Source organism: Paenarthrobacter sp. NPDC057981 (assembly GCF_042886835.1).
In the GTDB taxonomy this organism is placed as follows: Bacteria; Actinomycetota; Actinomycetes; order Actinomycetales; family Micrococcaceae; genus Arthrobacter.
This window is the reverse complement of sequence record NZ_JBHVQI010000021.1, coordinates 1-16,444: the sequence shown is the minus strand read 5'-3', so window position 1 is coordinate 16,444 and position 16,444 is coordinate 1. Positions and strand designations below refer to the sequence as shown.

General features: G+C 63.0%; 14 protein-coding genes. 5 read left to right on the top strand and 9 right to left on the bottom strand.

What is annotated here, in order from left to right; genetic code table 11:
* The first annotated feature begins 1 nt into the window (after position 1).
* Positions 2-1,540 carry an alpha-N-arabinofuranosidase gene (locus ACFVSI_RS16830; protein WP_387826062.1) on the top strand — a complete coding sequence of 513 codons (1,539 nt, stop codon included), beginning with the start codon at positions 2-4 and terminating at the stop codon, positions 1,538-1,540.
* Positions 1,541-1,653: 113 nt separating this feature from the next.
* Here the strand turns inward: ACFVSI_RS16830 and ACFVSI_RS16825 are convergent, their stop codons facing one another.
* Positions 1,654-2,352, bottom strand: coding sequence for a DsbA family oxidoreductase (locus tag ACFVSI_RS16825; protein WP_387826186.1), 699 nt, complete (start codon positions 2,350-2,352; stop codon positions 1,654-1,656).
* A gap of 129 nt (positions 2,353-2,481) precedes the next feature.
* Between ACFVSI_RS16825 and ACFVSI_RS16820 the strand changes: the two genes are divergently transcribed.
* Both ACFVSI_RS16820 and ACFVSI_RS16815 read left to right on the top strand, forming a co-directional pair.
* Positions 2,482-3,555: a glycosyltransferase family 4 protein gene (locus ACFVSI_RS16820; RefSeq protein WP_387826059.1), complete on the top strand. Its 1,074-nt coding sequence runs from the start codon at positions 2,482-2,484 to the stop codon at positions 3,553-3,555.
* 41 nt (positions 3,556-3,596) lie between these two features.
* Complete coding sequence (locus tag ACFVSI_RS16815) at positions 3,597-5,732, top strand: glycogen debranching N-terminal domain-containing protein (protein ID WP_387826056.1); 2,136 nt, start codon at positions 3,597-3,599, stop codon at positions 5,730-5,732.
* On the opposite strand, the gene ACFVSI_RS16810 is transcribed toward ACFVSI_RS16815, so the two are convergent.
* The 8 genes from ACFVSI_RS16810 to ACFVSI_RS16775 form a co-directional block, all read right to left on the bottom strand.
* The gene (locus ACFVSI_RS16810; protein ID WP_387826053.1) at positions 5,729-6,259 is read right to left on the bottom strand and encodes a GNAT family N-acetyltransferase; all 531 of its coding nucleotides are present in this window, start codon (positions 6,257-6,259) and stop codon (positions 5,729-5,731) included. The genes ACFVSI_RS16815 and ACFVSI_RS16810 overlap by 4 nt on opposite strands.
* A gap of 84 nt (positions 6,260-6,343) precedes the next feature.
* A complete protein-coding gene (locus ACFVSI_RS16805) occupies positions 6,344-7,672 on the bottom strand; it encodes a NosD domain-containing protein (protein ID WP_387826050.1) in 1,329 nt (442 codons plus the stop codon).
* Positions 7,673-7,703: 31 nt separating this feature from the next.
* Complete coding sequence (locus tag ACFVSI_RS16800) at positions 7,704-8,633, bottom strand: carbohydrate kinase (RefSeq protein WP_387826047.1); 930 nt, start codon at positions 8,631-8,633, stop codon at positions 7,704-7,706.
* Between the two features lie 9 nt (positions 8,634-8,642).
* A complete protein-coding gene (locus tag ACFVSI_RS16795) occupies positions 8,643-10,202 on the bottom strand; it encodes a glycoside hydrolase family 32 protein (protein ID WP_387826044.1) in 1,560 nt (519 codons plus the stop codon).
* A gap of 43 nt (positions 10,203-10,245) precedes the next feature.
* On the bottom strand, positions 10,246-11,286 hold the full coding sequence (locus ACFVSI_RS16790; protein WP_387826041.1) for a LacI family DNA-binding transcriptional regulator: 1,041 nt from the start codon (positions 11,284-11,286) through the stop codon (positions 10,246-10,248).
* Positions 11,287-11,373: 87 nt separating this feature from the next.
* The gene (locus tag ACFVSI_RS16785) at positions 11,374-12,303 is read right to left on the bottom strand and encodes a carbohydrate ABC transporter permease (protein ID WP_387826038.1); all 930 of its coding nucleotides are present in this window, start codon (positions 12,301-12,303) and stop codon (positions 11,374-11,376) included.
* Positions 12,303-13,190: a carbohydrate ABC transporter permease gene (locus ACFVSI_RS16780; RefSeq protein ID WP_387826035.1), complete on the bottom strand. Its 888-nt coding sequence runs from the start codon at positions 13,188-13,190 to the stop codon at positions 12,303-12,305. Before ACFVSI_RS16780 ends, ACFVSI_RS16785 begins: the two co-directional genes overlap by 1 nt.
* Positions 13,191-13,270: 80 nt before the next feature.
* Positions 13,271-14,557, bottom strand: coding sequence for an ABC transporter substrate-binding protein (locus tag ACFVSI_RS16775; RefSeq protein ID WP_387826032.1), 1,287 nt, complete (start codon positions 14,555-14,557; stop codon positions 13,271-13,273).
* Positions 14,558-15,048: 491 nt separating this feature from the next.
* Here ACFVSI_RS16775 and ACFVSI_RS16770 point away from each other — a divergent pair, with 491 nt between their 5' ends.
* A complete protein-coding gene (locus tag ACFVSI_RS16770; protein WP_262277215.1) occupies positions 15,049-15,231 on the top strand; it encodes a hypothetical protein in 183 nt (60 codons plus the stop codon).
* Between the two features lie 74 nt (positions 15,232-15,305).
* A partial coding sequence (locus ACFVSI_RS16765; RefSeq protein WP_387826029.1) for a NosD domain-containing protein occupies positions 15,306-16,444 on the top strand: 1,139 nt, incomplete at its 3' end.

Sequence of the window (16,444 nt, the reverse complement as noted above, 5' to 3'; positions counted from 1 at the left end):
CATGTCCCGCGCACGCATCACCCTCGACCGCGACTTCACGGTTGGAGAAGTACCCCGCCGCCTCTTCGGCTCCTTCGTCGAGCACATGGGCCGCTGCGTCTACACCGGAATCTACGAGCCCGGGCACCCCGAAGCAGACGAGCAAGGCTTCCGGCAGGACGTCCTCAAGCTGGTCAAGGAACTCGGCGCCACCGTCATCCGGTACCCCGGCGGCAACTTCGTCTCGGGCTACAACTGGGAAGACGGAATCGGCCCGCGCGAAAACAGGCCCCGCCGCTTGGACGGCGCCTGGCACACCGTAGAGACCAACGCCTTTGGCCTGCATGAATTCGTGGACTGGTCCAGGCAGGCCGGAACCGAAATCATGGAAGCCATCAATCTGGGCACCAAGGGGGTGGAAGAAGCCCGCGCCATCGTGGAGTACTCCAACCATCCTTCAGGCACCTACTGGTCGGATCTCCGCGCCAAGAACGGCCATAAGGACCCGTTCGACATCAAACTCTGGTGCCTCGGCAACGAGATGGACGGGCCGTGGCAGATCGGGCACAAGACGGCCGAGGAATACGGCCGCCTGGCCCAGGAAGCCGCCAAGGCCATGCGATACGTGGATCCGTCCATTGAACTCGTGGCATGCGGCAGCTCAAAATCCGCGATGCCCACGTTCGGCGAGTGGGAGCAGACTGTCCTCACGCACACCTATGACGAGGTCGACTACGTTTCCCTGCACGCCTACTACTTCGAAGAAGAAGGCGACGTCGGCAGCTTCCTGGCTTCCGCCGTCGACACCGACTTCTTTATCGAGTCGGTCATTGCCACGGCGGACGCTGTCCGGGCCAAGGGCAAGCACAAGAAGCACATCAACCTGTCCTTCGACGAGTGGAACGTTTGGTACCAGCGCGGCCGGGATACCGAGGACCAGCTGCGCAACATCGTCAAGGGTCCGTGGCGCGAGCACCCGCGGGTTATCGAAGACCACTACAACGTGACGGACGCCGTAGTGGTGGGGACCTTGCTTAACTCGTTGCTCCGGCACGGCGACAGGGTCAAGATCGCCAACCAGGCACAGCTGGTCAACGTGATCGCGCCGATCCTTTCGGAGGAAAACGGCCCGGCGTGGAAGCAGACCATCTTCCACCCGTTCGCCCGGATGGCTGAGCTGGCCCAGGGTCAGATCCTGCGGCTCTCGGTTGATTCCGACAAGTACTCGAATGAACGCTTCGGGGACACCGATTTGGTGGATGTCAGCGCCACGTGGAACGAGGAAACGGGCCGGGTCGCCTTGTTCTTCGCGAACCGCGGCCTGGAAGAGGCGGCCGACGTCGAGACCGCCCTGCGCGGCTTCGACGCCCGGCAGGTTTTGCGCGCCGAAGTCCTGGAGATTCCGGAGGACGGCGACCGATTCACCATCAACAGCCAGGAACAGCAGGACCGGGTCGGTTTGAAGCCTTTGGAGAACGTCAAGGCCACTGGCTCGGAGCTGCGCCTGACGCTGCCCGCATTGTCGTGGGCCGTCGTCGAGCTTGAGGTCGCGAAAGCCTAGCCCCGCACCCAACCGCGTGGCGCCCAACTGGGGGACAGATAACGTCGCTACGAACGTTCGTAGCGACGTTATCTGTCCCCTACTTGGGTTAAGGTACGACGGCGGCTGGCTGGCTAAACTGCGCAGCCGTCGGGGCCGCAGGCCTCGGCGTCGGAGGCGCCCACCGGGATCAGCGGGTTGGCTTCCTGCCACGCCTGATTCATGGCCTGGGAGAAGAGCTCGGCCGGCTGGGCGCCCGAGATGCCGTATTTGCGGTCGATGACGAAGAACGGAACGCCGGTCACCCCGATGGCGCGGGCCTCGTTGATGTCCTGGTTCACCTCTTCGGTGAACTTGTCGGTGCTGAAGAGTTCTTCCACTTCCTCGGAAGGAAGGCCCAGCGCAGCGCCCAGTTCCGTAAGGTACTCCTGGTTGCCGATGTCCTTGCCGTGCTCAAAGTGGTCGCTGAGCAGCTGTTCCTTCGCGGCGTCCTGCTTCGCATGGGTTGCAGCAAGGTGGATGAGCCGGTGTGCGGTGAAGCTGTTGGCCACCACCACCTTGTCGAAGTGGTAATCCAAACCTTCGCCCTTGGCTGTGTCGGTGACGTGTGCAAACATCTGCTTGACCTGCTCCGGAGCCATGCCCTTGCGCTTGCTCAGGTAGTCCAGTTCCGTGCCCTCGTAGTGCTCGGGGACGGAGGGATCCAGCTGGTAGCTCTTCCACTGAACATCCACGGAGTCGCGGTGCGGGAACTGTGCCAAGGCAGTCTCAAAACGGCGCTTGCCGATGTAGCACCACGGGCACGCGACGTCTGACCAGATCTCAATCTTCATGGTCTCGTCAACCTTGAAGTGCACGGAGGCATTCCAAACACAAGCTGTTATTTTCCTCACTGCGCGAATAGCCTTGAGGAGGGTTGTGAAGCCAGCCCACCGTAGAGGGGGTTATGCGCGGAGGCCCGCATGCGCATCGGACTCATTGTTGGACCCTGGTTTACCGTCCCGCCGGAACGCTATGGCGGAACGGAGCGTGTAGTGGACTGCCTGGCCCGGGGGCTGGTGGATGCGGGGCACGAAGTCCTGTTGGCCGCCGCCTCCGACAGCACGTGCCCGGTACCCCAAATGCCCGGCTTCGGCGCCAGCCAGCCGGACGAAATTGGCCTCAGTCTCAGCGAGTTGAGCCATGTCATCAGGGCATACCGCGGCATGGACGGGGTGGATATCATCCACGACCACACGCTGGCGGGGCCGCTCTACGCACACCGGCCTCCCGATGTCCCGGTGGTCACCACCATCCACGGCCAACTCACCGCCCAATCGGCTGAACTGTACCGCGCCATGCAGAGGGACACGTCCATCATTGCGATCTCCCATGACCAGAGGTCGATGCTCCCGGACCTCAACGTAGCCGCCGTTATCCACCATGGGCTGGACCTGTCCACCGTGTCCGTGGGAAACGGCCGAGGCGGCTACCTGTGCTTCGTCGGAAGGATGTGCGCGGACAAGGGCCTCATGGAAGCTGTGGCGATCGCCCGTGAAGCCGGAGTTCCCCTGAAGATCGCCGCCAAGATGCACGCCAAAGATGAACGGGAGTTCTTCCGCGACGTCGTAGAGCCTGCACTGGGCCCGCAGGAGGAGTTTTTGGGAGAACTCTCCGACCCCGAGAAATACGAGCTCATGGGCGGGGCCATTGCACTGATAAACCCCATCCAATGGCCCGAACCCTTCGGCCTGGTCATGATCGAGTCGCTGGCCACCGGCACGCCAGTAGTGGCTACTCCCATGGGGGCCGCCCCGGAAATCGTGAAGCACGGAGTGACAGGCTTCCTGGGGGAAATTCACCACCTGGCCGGTTTCGTGGATGCGGCTGCCCGGCTGAGCCGATCCGACTGCCGACGGTCCGTTGATGAGTACTTCAGCGCCGGACGCATGGCAGCTGACCATGTGGACCTGTATTCACGAATCCTTGAACAATTCGGCAGCAAAGGGGTTCACGGCGGCGCCTACGTGCAAGAGAATCAAAGGCAGGCCCGTTAGGCTGCCGGCCCCGAACCCCAACCCCGAAGGAGCCTCGGCGCATGACCGCATGGAACGCAGACACAGAAGCCGGAGCCTCCGAACTGGGGGCAGTGACAGTGGTCGAGGGCTCGTCCTTCTGCATCTCGGCGCACGCGGGGGACATCCATGGAGGCGGCTCGCAGGGTGCCTACTACCAGGACACGCGCATCGTGTCCCGCTGGGTGCTGCGGATCAACGGCGAACCCCGGGAACCCTTGGTCGCCCGCAACCCCGCTTCCTTCCAGGCCGAATACGTCGGCAGGGCCTGCACCGAGGACGGGCGCTTTGAGAGCCCACTGCTAGTCCGGCACCAGCGCAGTGTTGGCTCTGGACTGCGCGATGACATCACCATCACCAACTACTCCGGCGCGCCATCAACCTGCACCATTGAACTGCTCCTCGACGCCGATCTCGCAGACCTCTTCGACGTCAAAGGCGGCAGGGTGGGAACCGCGGAGGAGACCATTCGGGCTGCACAGGAAGACGGACTGCACATCGATGCCCTGCACTCCAGTGGCCAGCGTCGCGGGGTATTGTTCCAGGCCCAAGGGGCAAAAGTCACCAGTGAAGGTTTGACCTTCAACGTCACCATTCCCGCCCGCGAGGACTGGTCCACCACCATCATCGCCTTGCCCTTGGTCAACGGTGAGGCGCCGGAAGACCGCTTCACCGTGGGAACGCCCCTGCAGCACAGCACAGGAGCCCGCCGCCAAACGCAATGGGAGGAACACGTTCCACGCGTCACAGTCACTGACCAGAACGTCACCGACGTCCTGGAGCAAAGCCAACGGGACCTGGGCGCGCTGCGGATTTTCGACGACGAACACCCCGGCCGTGCCGCCATCGCCGCCGGGGCGCCGTGGTTCATGGCCCTGTTCGGACGGGACTCGCTACTGGCCTCCTACATGTCCCTCATGGTGGACCCGAGCCTGGCCGCGGGCACCCTTCAAACCTTGGCCGGGCTGCAGGGCAGCAAGGTGGACAATGACTCCGAAGAAGAACCCGGGCGCATGCCCCACGAGGTCAGGCTGGGAATTACTGCAGGACTCTCCTTGGGCGGCACGGCTTACTACGGAACAGCCGATGCCACCCCGCTGTTCGTCTCCACGCTCGGTGAGCTGAGCCGATGGGGACTCGGCGAGGACATCATCGAATCCCTGCTGCCCCACGCCGACCGGGCCATCGAATGGATGGAGAAATACGGAGACCGCGACGGCGACGGCTTCATCGAATACAAGCGTCCCAACGAGCATGGTCTGGTGAACCAGGGCTGGAAGGACTCATGGGACGGAATCAATTTCGCCGATGGGCGCATGGCTGAGGCCCCGATCGCGCTCTGTGAAGTCCAGGCGTACGCCTATGCGGCCTACGTGGGCCGGTCCCTGCTGGCACGCGCGGCGGGGGACACCGCCGTCGAACGCCGGTGCGCGGACCGCGCCGAAGAACTCAAGGAGGCCTTCAACAAGACGTTCTGGCTGCCGGACAAGGGCTACTTCGCGCTGGCGCTGGACAAGGACAAGCAGCCGGTGGATTCGTGCACGTCCAACATGGGGCATTGCCTCTGGGTGGGCATCGTGGATGAGGACAAGGCAGCGCAGGTCGCAGAGCGGCTCATGTCGCCGGAGATGTTCACCGGCTGGGGCATCCGCACCCTCGGTTCCGACATGGGTGCCTACAACCCGGTGAGCTACCACAACGGCTCGGTCTGGCCCCACGACACCGCGCTCGCCGCCACTGGTCTCATGCGCTACGGCTTCACGGACGAAGCCAGCCGGGTGGCCAGCGGACTGTTCGACGCCGCGGAGCACTTTGGTGGCCAGCTTCCCGAGCTTTTTTGCGGCTTTGACCGGGGAGACTTTTCGGAGCCGGTCCCGTATCCGACGGCGTGTTCCCCGCAGGCGTGGGCGGCTGCGGCTCCCGTTCAACTCGCCAGGATCCTGCTGCGGTTCGACCCCGACTTCACCCGGGACGTGCTGCACCTCGCGCCGATCCTGCCTTCGTCGTTCGGCGAGTTCACGGCCGAAAATGTGCTGCTGGGCAGTTCACGGTTGACGGTGCGGGCTTCTGGCACTTCCGGCACGGTGGAAGGACTGCCGGAGGGCCTCCAGCTTCGCAACGATCCGCGGCCGCCCCTGGCCGGGGACCTGTTCGGCTAGAGCCTGTTCTCCATGACGAAGTCGTGCTCCACGGTGTTGCCGAGCTTGAACGACTTGGTGCCAACGCGCTGGAAACCGCTCTTCTCGTAGAAGCGGATGGCCTTGGCGTTCTGGCTGTTCACGCCGAGCCACACACCCGCCGCGCCCTTGTCCGTGGCAAGTGCCAAGGAAGCGTGGATCAGCCTCGACGCCGCGCCCTTTCCGTGGTGGTCGGGGTGGACGTAGCACTTGCTCAGCTCCGTCGAGGGCAGCGCCGAAAGCACGGAGGCGACGTCGGGGTCCCCGGTGGGCTTCGCGATCAGCATCGTGTACCCGTTGAGCTGCCCGTCGTCGTCGAGCACCATGATGGTGATGTTCGCGTCGGCGAGGTACTCCGAAAAGTTGGCTTCGCTCAGCGTCTTTTCAAGGTGTGCCTGGATGTCCGCCGGTGAGGAGCCTGGAGGGCACGCCAGCGGAAAGGTGACGGCCGCGAGCTCGGCCAGCTTCCCGGCGTCGTGTGCTGCAGCGGTGCGGATGGTCTCGGCCATGTGGCCCCCCCCCTTGCGAGTTTATGTACAGGTAATGCCCCTAAGAACGCATCTTAAGGGCATTAGCTGTACGAAAACTCCACGTTAGGGGGTGGGGCGGATGGCGTTTGTGGCCCGGTCGGCGATGATTTGTGGGTCCCGGCCGGAGTCGAGGATGGTGTTCCGCGCTGATTCCGGGTCCACCAGGACAGCTGTCACGGCCAGGTCTTCAGCAGCATCAGTGGTCAGCAGGGCGTCCACTTGGGCTTCGAAGCAGTCGTCGCTGGCGGTGGCGTGGACGTCCATGGCAACCACGTGGTTGTTGGACACGAAGTTACCCGTGCCTTCACGCAGCCGGATGGTGACCGGCGTCGCGCCCTCCGGACGGATGTGCTCCGAATCGATGATCTGTGAAAAGTGGTTGCCGATCACCGAGTTGTTGTTGCCGCTGATGCTGAGGACCCCGTGGAGGTCATCCAGCCCATTGTCGATCCCGAGGAACGGAGTCCAGGGCTCGTGGTCGCGGAGGAAGTGGTTGGTGGCCACGAGGTTTTCGGAGCTGTTCCGCTCCAGGACCACCATCCCTGGATAGAAGGAATGCAGCCGGTTGTTGGTGATACTGGAGCGCGTCACTCCGCTGAAAAAGACGCTGCTGGAACCCCGGGGGAAGACATTGTTCGCCGTCACCAGCAGCCCGCCATGGTTTTCCGCGTAGATCGAGTGGCCCTTGAATCCCGCGCCAATCAGGTTGTCCGTGATCTTGGATGCCTGGCCCCACCCGCGCAGCTCGATGCAGCTTCCACATTCGGCGATGAAGTTGTTGTGGATTGAGAGCGCGTCGGCGTTGTGGATGGTCAGGGCGTGCTCGAGGTAGATGAAGCCCATCTCGTTGACGCGGAAGGAGTCGTTGGCGCTTGCGACGTGGATGCCGGTCTTGCCATTGACGTAGGTATTCTCCGCCGGCAGGTCCGAACCGTCCGGGGTGAAGTGCAGTCCATCGATGCAGAAGTTGGCGAACTCCACCGAACTGATCCTCGGGCTGCCGGCACGCTCAACACGGAACGCGGCTGCGCTCGCCGGGTCCGTGCTGTCTGCGGCAGGGAGATCCACCAGAACGCGGCTTCCGCCAGGCCACAGTTCATGGAGATCGGGCCATTCGTCCTCGGGAACGTTGAACCGGATGCTCGAGGATGTAAAGCCGTGGCCTGAGCCCTGGATCCTGAGGAAACTGATGTCGATCAGCACCTGCGTGCGCAGGCGGTAGTCGCCCGGCGGCAAGTAGATCACCGCACCCGGCTTCCCGCCGTCGTTCACGTCCGTGGCGTTCTGGCGTTCCTTGATGTCGGCGATGATGCTGTTGATGACCTCGCCGACATCCTTGGACGGGTCGCCATTGGGCCAGGTGGTTACGTCGTAGTAGTTGCTGCTGGACATGGTGTGGATCCTCTTGAGGTGGTGGAGGTGGTCAGTTGGCGGGCTGGTGTTCTGGCAGTTCGGCCAGCAGTTCGTCCGACGTCGGCGGGTTGGCTCCGGCGCGACGTACAGTGATGGCCGCGGCCTTGGTGGCCCTGCCGCCCAACGACTCCAGTGCCTCCGGCGTGAGCCGGTCAACTCCAGTCTGGAGGAGTCCATAGATCAGGGCGGACATGTAGGAGTCGCCCGCGCCGATGGTGTCAGCCACTGTGGACGTGATGGACGGAACCAAGACCCGGGCGCCCAAAGTCGAGAGCACGGATCCTTCCGAACCCTTGGTAACCACCACAAGGCCGGTTCCAAGGTCCAGGATGCGCCGCGAAATGTCATCGACGGACAGTGAAGGGTAGAGCCAGCGCGCGTCCTCGTCACTGAGTTTGACCACGTCAGTGAAGGGAATGAGATCCTCGAAAATGGACTTTGCCTGAGCCTGGCTGCCAACAAGGGCCGGCCGGATGTTGGGATCGTAGGTGACCACGCAGCGCTGATGTGCCTGCGCAAGCAGCTTTCGCACGGCCGCCGCGCCGGGTTCCAGGAACGTGGCAATCGAGCCTGTGTGCAGGAGTTTAGGCACGGACGCCGGAACAATGGCGGGAAGCTCCCACTGGATGTCGAAGTCATAATGGGCTGAACCGTCTGACGCCAGGGTGGCGGTTGCCGTAGCGGTTCGGCCGCCCGGGTGGGCACCGGTCAGGAGTTCGACGCCGGCACGTGCCAGGTGCCGTTCGATGGCGGCCCCGTGGGGGTCGTCTCCGATCGAGGTCAACAAAGCGGTAGGCACACCGAGGCGTCCGAGGCCGTAGGCCACGTTCGCGGGCGAGCCCCCGGGGTGCTCCACGGTTCCCTGCGGGGTGACAACGATATCCACCAAGGCTTCACCAACAACAACGACTTCTGTTTCAGGCTCTGGGACGATCTGCATAACTACTCCTTAGGCGGTTTGTGAGACTGCGAGCTTGCGAACTGTGGCTGTGCCGCCCTGAGCGGTCAGCCAGTTCTCCTGGCTGGTGGCATCCGGGAACACCAGATCCGTCAGGACCACCTTGCCGTCCTGGGCGAAGACTTCCACGGAGCACTGGTCCACCACAATGAGCAGTTTCAGGGCACCGTTTTCCAGGGAAACAGGGGCAGATTCAACGGATGCGAACTTTTCGTGGAATGCGGTGTCCCCTGAACGGGTGCGGTCGAGAGTGAGCCGGCCACTGCTTGGGGTGTAGCTCAAGAGAGTGCCTTGGAGTCCGTCGGAACTGGCGAGCAGACGGAACTCAACACGATCGGCAGTCCCTGGCACGATCTCAGCCTCGATCACCTGGGCTGCGCCCGGAACCGCGTCCGGCAAGCGGAGGGCTGATGCTCCCACTTCGAGGCTGCCCCCCTGAACCAGCTCCTCTTGCGGGTTCCCCAGGACCGGACGCTGGACCAGCCGGGAGGCCCCGTTCACGGTTTCCAGATGCAGTTCGCGGGCAAGAGTCATGGAGGACCGCCAAGGTGCAGTGGGAAGCTGGTTGGCGTAGTCCCAGTTGTTCATCCAGCCGATGATGATCCGCCGGTCATCCGGGGTGTTGCTGAAGGACACCGAGGCATAGCAGTCGCGTCCCCAATCCAGCCACAGGCTCTGCTGCAGTGCTTCGGCCCGGGCAGAGCCCTCCGGCAGGGAGGTGGCTCCGGAAGGCGCTGCAAGTGAGCCTGCGTCCGGAACGAAAGTAACGCCGTCGAACTCTCCCACGAAGTACTGTCCGCCGGAACCTCCGGCAACAGCACCAGGGTTCACATTGACGATCAGCACCCATGTGATGTCCTCCGGATCGCCGTCCACAGGGAGGGGAAACAGGTCCGGGCACTCCCATTCGCCGGCGTCGGCGTTGGCCGGGCCGAAGTCGCTGAGGAAGTCCCAGGTCTTGAGGTCGTCAGAGCGGTAGAGAACCACCTTCTGCTGCTGCGCTTCGACGGCGACCATCACCCAGAAGGCACCTCCGGCGCTTTCGTAGCGGAAGACTTTGGGATCGCGGAAATGGGCAGAGTTTCTGGTGAGGACGGGGTTTTGCTCGTATTTACGCCAGGTCATCCCGCCGTCTTGGCTGTAGGCGAGGGACTGGGCCTGCGTGCCGCCGTACGGTGAGCCAGCCTTGAAGGCGCTGGTGTACACAGCCACCAGAGCCGGCGATTCCTTGGTTCCGAAACCGGACGTGTTGCCGTGGTCCACCACCACGCTTCCGGAGAAGATGTCCTCTGTTTCATCGCCGGCGATGGCCACGGGATGTTCCGTCCAACGCAGGAGGTCGGGGGACGTGGCGTGGCCCCAGGACATGTTGCCCCAAACGTTGCCGAAGGGATTGTTCTGAAAGAAGAGGTGGTACAAACCGTCGTGGAAAACCAGCCCGTTGGGATCGTTGAGCCAGGTGTCCTGTGCCGTGAAATGGATGGCAGGCCGGAACCTGGGGGTGAGGGCCGGGGCTGTTTCCGGGCGTGCGGCGTCAAGGCTACTGGACATGAAAGGCGTTCCTTTTGGGACGTTTGAAGTGGTTTGTTGGGCGTTACCGGGGAGCCGCGACGGAATCGCGACGAACCAGCGGACAGCCAAGGACGGTGGGGTGGAGCGCCATCAGGGAAAGGTCTTCTTTGCCCTCGATGGCATCAATGAGGTGATCCGTTGCCCAGGCCCCCATCTCGTAGTGGGGGAGGGCCACGGTGGTGAGGCCGGGGTAAAGATTGGCTGCGATGAGCTCCTGGTCATCGAAGCCCACCACGGACAGGTCGCCCGGAATGCTGAGCCCCAACTCGGCAGCGGCCCGGTAAGCACCCATCGCCATCCGGTCGTTGTAGCAGAACAGCCCGGTAGGCCGGTCTTCCCTGGACAGGATTCGTTTGGCGGCCTCATAGCCGCCCTGCACTTCGGAGACCTCGGATTCGACAGGTGCCGCACCGCCGTCGAGTCCGGCTTCGGTGAGCATGGCCCGGAAGGCCTGCAGCCGCTGGCGGGTAGCGGGAACGTCGTCGGTGTTGTTGATGAAGCCAACCCGGATGTGGCCGGCGTCGAGAAGTGCCCCGACAGCAGCCCGGGCGCCGCCGTCCTCGTCCGGGACCACCGCTGTGATGTTCCCGCCGGTGGCGACGGAGTCCACGAGGACCGACGGTACGCTGCCCAGGTTGCCCGGAAGCTCAACGTTCCGGTGGTACATCGTGGCGTACAGGATGCCGTCAACCCGCCTCTCCAACAGTGCCTGGACATCGGCTTGCCTCGATTCGAGACTGGCCGAGCCCGGGGTGTTGATGATCATGAGGTTGTAGCCCCGGGCCTTCGCGGCCTCGTCTGCGCCCAAAATGATCCGGCCGGCGTGCGGTGTGGTGGCAATTTCCTCGCTCACCAAACCGAGCATCCCGGTCCTTTGCGTCCGCAGGGCCTGCGCCAGGCGGTTAGGGCCGTAACCGAGCTGTTCGGCGGCCGAGCGGACCTTGTCCCTGGTTTCCTCGCTGATCCGGGCGTACGAGACCTCGTTGAGAACGTGGGAAACGGTGGTGACAGAGACGCCGGCGGCGAGGGCAACGTCCTTGATACCGATGTTCTTGCTGCTCATGTGACTCCCACGTCCTTATGGTTGGTGATGCCCCTGAGGGCTATCAGTAGGCTACTCGTTGATGGTGGCGCCGGGCCCTTGGTGGCGCTAGCCCTTGACCGCGCCCAGCGTCATGCCCGCTACGATCTTGCGTTGCAGCAGGAGCGTGAGCAGGATGACCGGGATCGAGTACACGGCGGCGAGGGCCGTCATGGATCCCCAATCCAGGCCGAACTGGGTCTGGAAGTTCGCGATCACCACGGGCGTTGTCTGCGAACGGATGGCCGTCATGAGCAACGCGAACAGGAACTCATTCCACGAAGCCAGGAAGGCAAAGATCGCCGTGACCGCAATGCCGCCGGATACCACGGGGATGACGACCCGCCACAGCGCACCCAGCCGGCTGCAGCCGTCCACGGTTGCCGCTTCCTCCAGGTCCCGGGGCACGGACTCGAAGAAGCTGGACATCAGCCAAATGGAGAGCGGCAGGGAAATGGTGGTGTGCGCTATGGACAGAGCAATCGGCGTATCCGCCAAACCCACGGAGGCCATCATGGAGGCCAGCGGAATGCCAATAGCTACTGGCGGGACCATGCGGGTGACCAATGCGGCCATGATGAAGACGCGGCCGCTCGGCGTCTTGTAGCGAGTGATGCCGTAGGCGGCCGGAACGGCCAGGACCAAGGACAGCAGCGTGCTGATGACAGCCGTTTGGATGCTGTTGATGAAGGACGCCACCACGCCGCTGCGGCCCAGGGCGTTGGTGTAGTTCTCCAGCGTCCACTCCTTCGGCAGGATGGTCGGTGGGACAGCGATGGTGTCGATCGGGGTCTTGAACGAGGTAAACAGCAGGTACAGGAAGGGGAACCCGTAGAGGACCATGGCCACGGCCAGCAGGATCCACAGGATGGTCCTTGTGCTGCGTCGGCCGGCTTCGAGGCCTTCACGGTTGACTCCCCGCCGCTTGCGCAGCGGTTGCGGTGCCGAGATGTTCGACGGCGGTGGGCTGGCTTTGGTGGCCAGGCTCGCGTTGCTCATCAGTTGTCCTTTCCTGGCCGCCAGATGGTGGCCACTGCAACGAAGGCAATGGCGAGCATTGCGAGGAGGTAGATGGTGCCCATGGCGCTGGCCAGGCCCGGGTCGCCGAAACGGATCATGGTGCGGTAGATCAGCAGGCTCATGGTTTCCGAGGCCGACTGCGGTCCGCCGTTGGTCTGGATGAGGATCGTGTCGAAGGCCCTGGCCGCATCGATTCCGCGGACCACCAGTGCAACGGCGATCACGGGACGAAGCAGGGGAAGGATGATCCGGAACAGGAGCGCCGGAGCCCGCGCACCATCCAGGCGGGCCGCCTCGAGGAGGTCGCCGGGGATGTTCTGGAGCCCGGCGAACAGGACGAGGCACATGAACGACGTGGTGAGCCAGATGTCCGGGATGGCAACGGAGAACAACACGATGTTGGGGTCGGACAGCCACCCGATCTGGTTGGGATCGGACAGGATACCTGCCTGGTGGAGGATCGTTCCGATCAGACCGAAGTTGTCGATCATCAGGAACTTCCACAGCAGGCCGGCCACGATCGGGGCGATCATCAGAGGATAGAGGAAAACGGTCCGCCAGATCTGGGACTTTTTGCCGAGCGTTGTGAAGAGCAGGGCCATGCCCAAACCGAGGGCGAATTCGAGAGTCACCACCACGAGGGTGTAGGCGAACGTCCGCCATCCGGCGCTGGTGAAGGCCTCGGAAGTGAACGCGGTGACGTAGTTTTGGAACCCCACAAAGTCGCGGGGGCCGCCGGCAATGGGGGAGATCTTGAAGAAGCTGTCTGCCACCAGGCGGAAGAGCGGGTAGGCCACGAATACGGCCAGGAACAGTGCCGCGGGCGTCATCAAATAGAGGGCGAAGCGGCGATCGGAGATACGCACGGTATTTCTTTTCTGCTGGTTGGGACCGCGGCCGGCACTGTTTTTCGCGCGGTGCGCGTGCCGGTGCCGGCCGCGGAGTCTTACTTCAGGAGGTCCTGGATCTGCTTCTTGGCATCGGCCAGCAGGGCGGAGGTGTCGCCGCCGGCCACGGCTTTCTGCAGCAAGGGGATCAGGACGGTGTCAACGATCTGCTGCCACTTGGCGGTTGCGGGGCGGGTGGCGGTGGCCTTGCCGTTGAGGGTCTCGATCAGTGGCTTGAAGCTCTCGTAACCCGGCTTGTCCTGGTACTTCTGGAAGGCACTGATGCGGGAGGCCAAGCCAAGCTTGGATTCAATTCCCTTGTCGTTGTAGTCATAGGCGCACTTGACGAACTTCTTGGCCGCTTCCGTGTTTTTGGTTGCCTTGGGAACGGACAGGTACCACGGTCCCGGAACACCCGCGACGCCGGCGCTGCCGCCGATCATCGCTGCGGCTCCCACCTTGCCGGCCACCGGAGCATCGGCGGGGATCTGGCGGTAGGCGTGGGCCCAGAATCGGGTCATGGCGGTCTTGCCCTGGTTGAACAGGTTCTGTGCGGCAGCCCAGTCAACCTGTGCCGCGCCGGTGGGGGCGTCCTTCGCGAGGCTCACATAGAAGTCCAGGGCTTCCTTGTGGGCGGCGTTGTCGATGACCACATTGTTGTCTTTGTCCAGGACCATCGGGGAGCCGGCCTGGAGGACGTGGGCCAGCCATTCGGTTTCCACGGCGCCCTTGACGTCCGTGCCGTACATTCCGTCCTTGGTGAAGAACGCGGAAATGTCCTGGTACTGCTTCCACGTCTTGGGGGCAGCGAGCTCGAAGCCGTACTTGGCCTGGAAATCGGCCTTGTTCTTGGCGTCCTCGAACAGGTCCTTGCGGTACAGGATGATCTCGGCATTGGTCCAGGCCGGCATGCCGATGAAGTGGCCATCCACGTTGGCTTCCTTCACCAGGGCCGGGAAGATGTCCTTCTTTGCCTCGTCTGTGAAGAGTTCGTCGATGGGCTGCACAGCGTCCTTGAAGCTGGGAAGCCATACGGAGTCCAGGGCAGCGACGTCGAAGGAGACGTTGCCGGAGGAGAACTCGCTGGAGAGGCGGTTGAACATGCCGTCGTAGGGGAGTTCGACGAAGTTCACGTCGACGCCGGCGTCCTTTTTGCACTGCTCGGCCACGCCGGTCAGTTCTGCGTGGCCACCGGCTTCGACCAGGACGTTGATGGAGCTGGAACCGCCTGAACCGCCCGAGGATGGTGCGGGACCGCCGGCGCCACAACCGGTGGCAACGAGTGCGACGGCGGTGCACAGCCCGCCGAGGGTGACGAGCTTGGAGATGGTGTTTCGAGTGGACATCGCTGTCGACTCACTTTCTCTTGAACGGAAATTGCAGAGAGATGGGGATAACGCTTGTTTGGCTTGAAAAATCGTTTTGCCAAAACGACTTGGCATTGACATTAGGGTTGACGAGCGCGTGTGTCAACTGTTTTCCACGAAACTTTTCGGGCTCTTGACGCTGGGGATTGAATGCCCATAAAGTGATCCGCGCCGCTCGACAAATCGTTTTGGCATATTTTGGCTGATTTGGCAAGTTTTTGGCAACGCCCCGGTTGCTTGGCCGCACCCGTTTGCGCCGATCGCACCCGTACCCCGGGGTGCGTGACCTGGCCGCACCCGATTGCGCCGATCGCACCCGTACCCCGGGGTGCGCCGGGAACGGGTGCGTCCCATCCCAGGAAGGGGTGCGCCGGGCGGGAACGGGTGCGTCGCGTTCCATCGGCCTTGGACACGTCCAACATGGCCGATCAAGCAACAACCAAAGCAGTCACCGAGTTCGAAGGAGAACCATGGACCCATCCCTGCCCCTGAGCCGGAGGAGCATCCTCCGGTTGATTCCCGCAGCGGCAGTTGCGGCCACCGCCGTCGTGCTGTCCGCTAAGGAAGCTTTGGCAAAAGAACCAGCCCAGCAGGCAGTTGCCGCGGAGACCCCGGCAGCCACGGGCCACCGGGCAATCATCGGCATGCTCTAGCGCAACGCATGCACTACCCAACACGAAGCTAGGCCACTCAAGCAGTACCCCCAACGATGTGAGGAGAACACGCTGTGACCACTGTCTACGACGTCACCACCTGGTCTGTCCCTGGAAACCCGTCCGCAACGCCGTACAACGACATCGGGCTCATCATCAACAGCATCATTGCCGATGTGAAATCCCAGCAGACCAATCAGGCATCCAAACCTGGCGCCGTTGTCTACATCCCGCCGGGAGACTACTCGCTCAAGACCCGGGTCAACATCGACATCAGCTTCCTGACCATTCGCGGATCCGGGCACGGCTTCACGTCCAGCAGCATCCGCTACAACGCAGGCAACACGTCAAGCTGGTATGAAATCAACCCGGGTGGCAGCCGGATCCGGGTGGAAAACACTGACGGAAACACCGACGCCTTCAGGGTTTACCGCACAGGCGACCCACGCCTGAGCTCCATCGTGTTCCAAAACTTCTGCCTGGACGGGGTGTCCTTCAACCCCAACCAAAACTCCTACATCAACGGCAAGACAGGCATCCGCTTCGATTCCGCGAACGACTCCTGCCGGGTGGAAGGTATGGGCATGGTCTACCTGGAACACGGCCTGGTGGTCAGGGATACCGATGCGCTGAGTGTGAGCGGCAACTTCCTGGCCGAATGCGGCAGCTGCGTGGAACTCACCGGATCCGGGCAGGCCTCCAAGGTCACCGACAACCTGATCGGCGCAGGCTACGTGGGCTTCTCCGTCTACGCTGAGGGCCATATGGGCTTGCTGGTCAGCGCCAACAATGTCTTCCCGCGGGGCAAGAGCAGTGTGCACTTCAAGAACTGCACCCGCTCCACCATCACCAGCAACCGGTTCCACGCGTTCTACCCTGGCATGGTCAACTTCGAAGGCAGCTGCACGGAGAACCTCGTGGGCGCCAACCACTTCCTGCGGCAAATCGAACCCTTCGATCCCCTCAAGCCCTACAACAATGGCCTGGACGATCTGTTCGGTCTGGTTCACCTCGCGGGCAGCGGGAACACGGTTACGGGCAACCACTTCAGCTACGACGTCCCCTCGGGCTCAGTGAGCCCGTCCGGCCAGAAGCCCACCATCATCCTGGTGGCCTCCGGCGCCAACAACTACATTGCCGCGAACAACACCATCTCCTCGGTGGCTGCGAACACGGTGGTGCTGGACGGTTCAACCACCGGCACCAAGGTGCC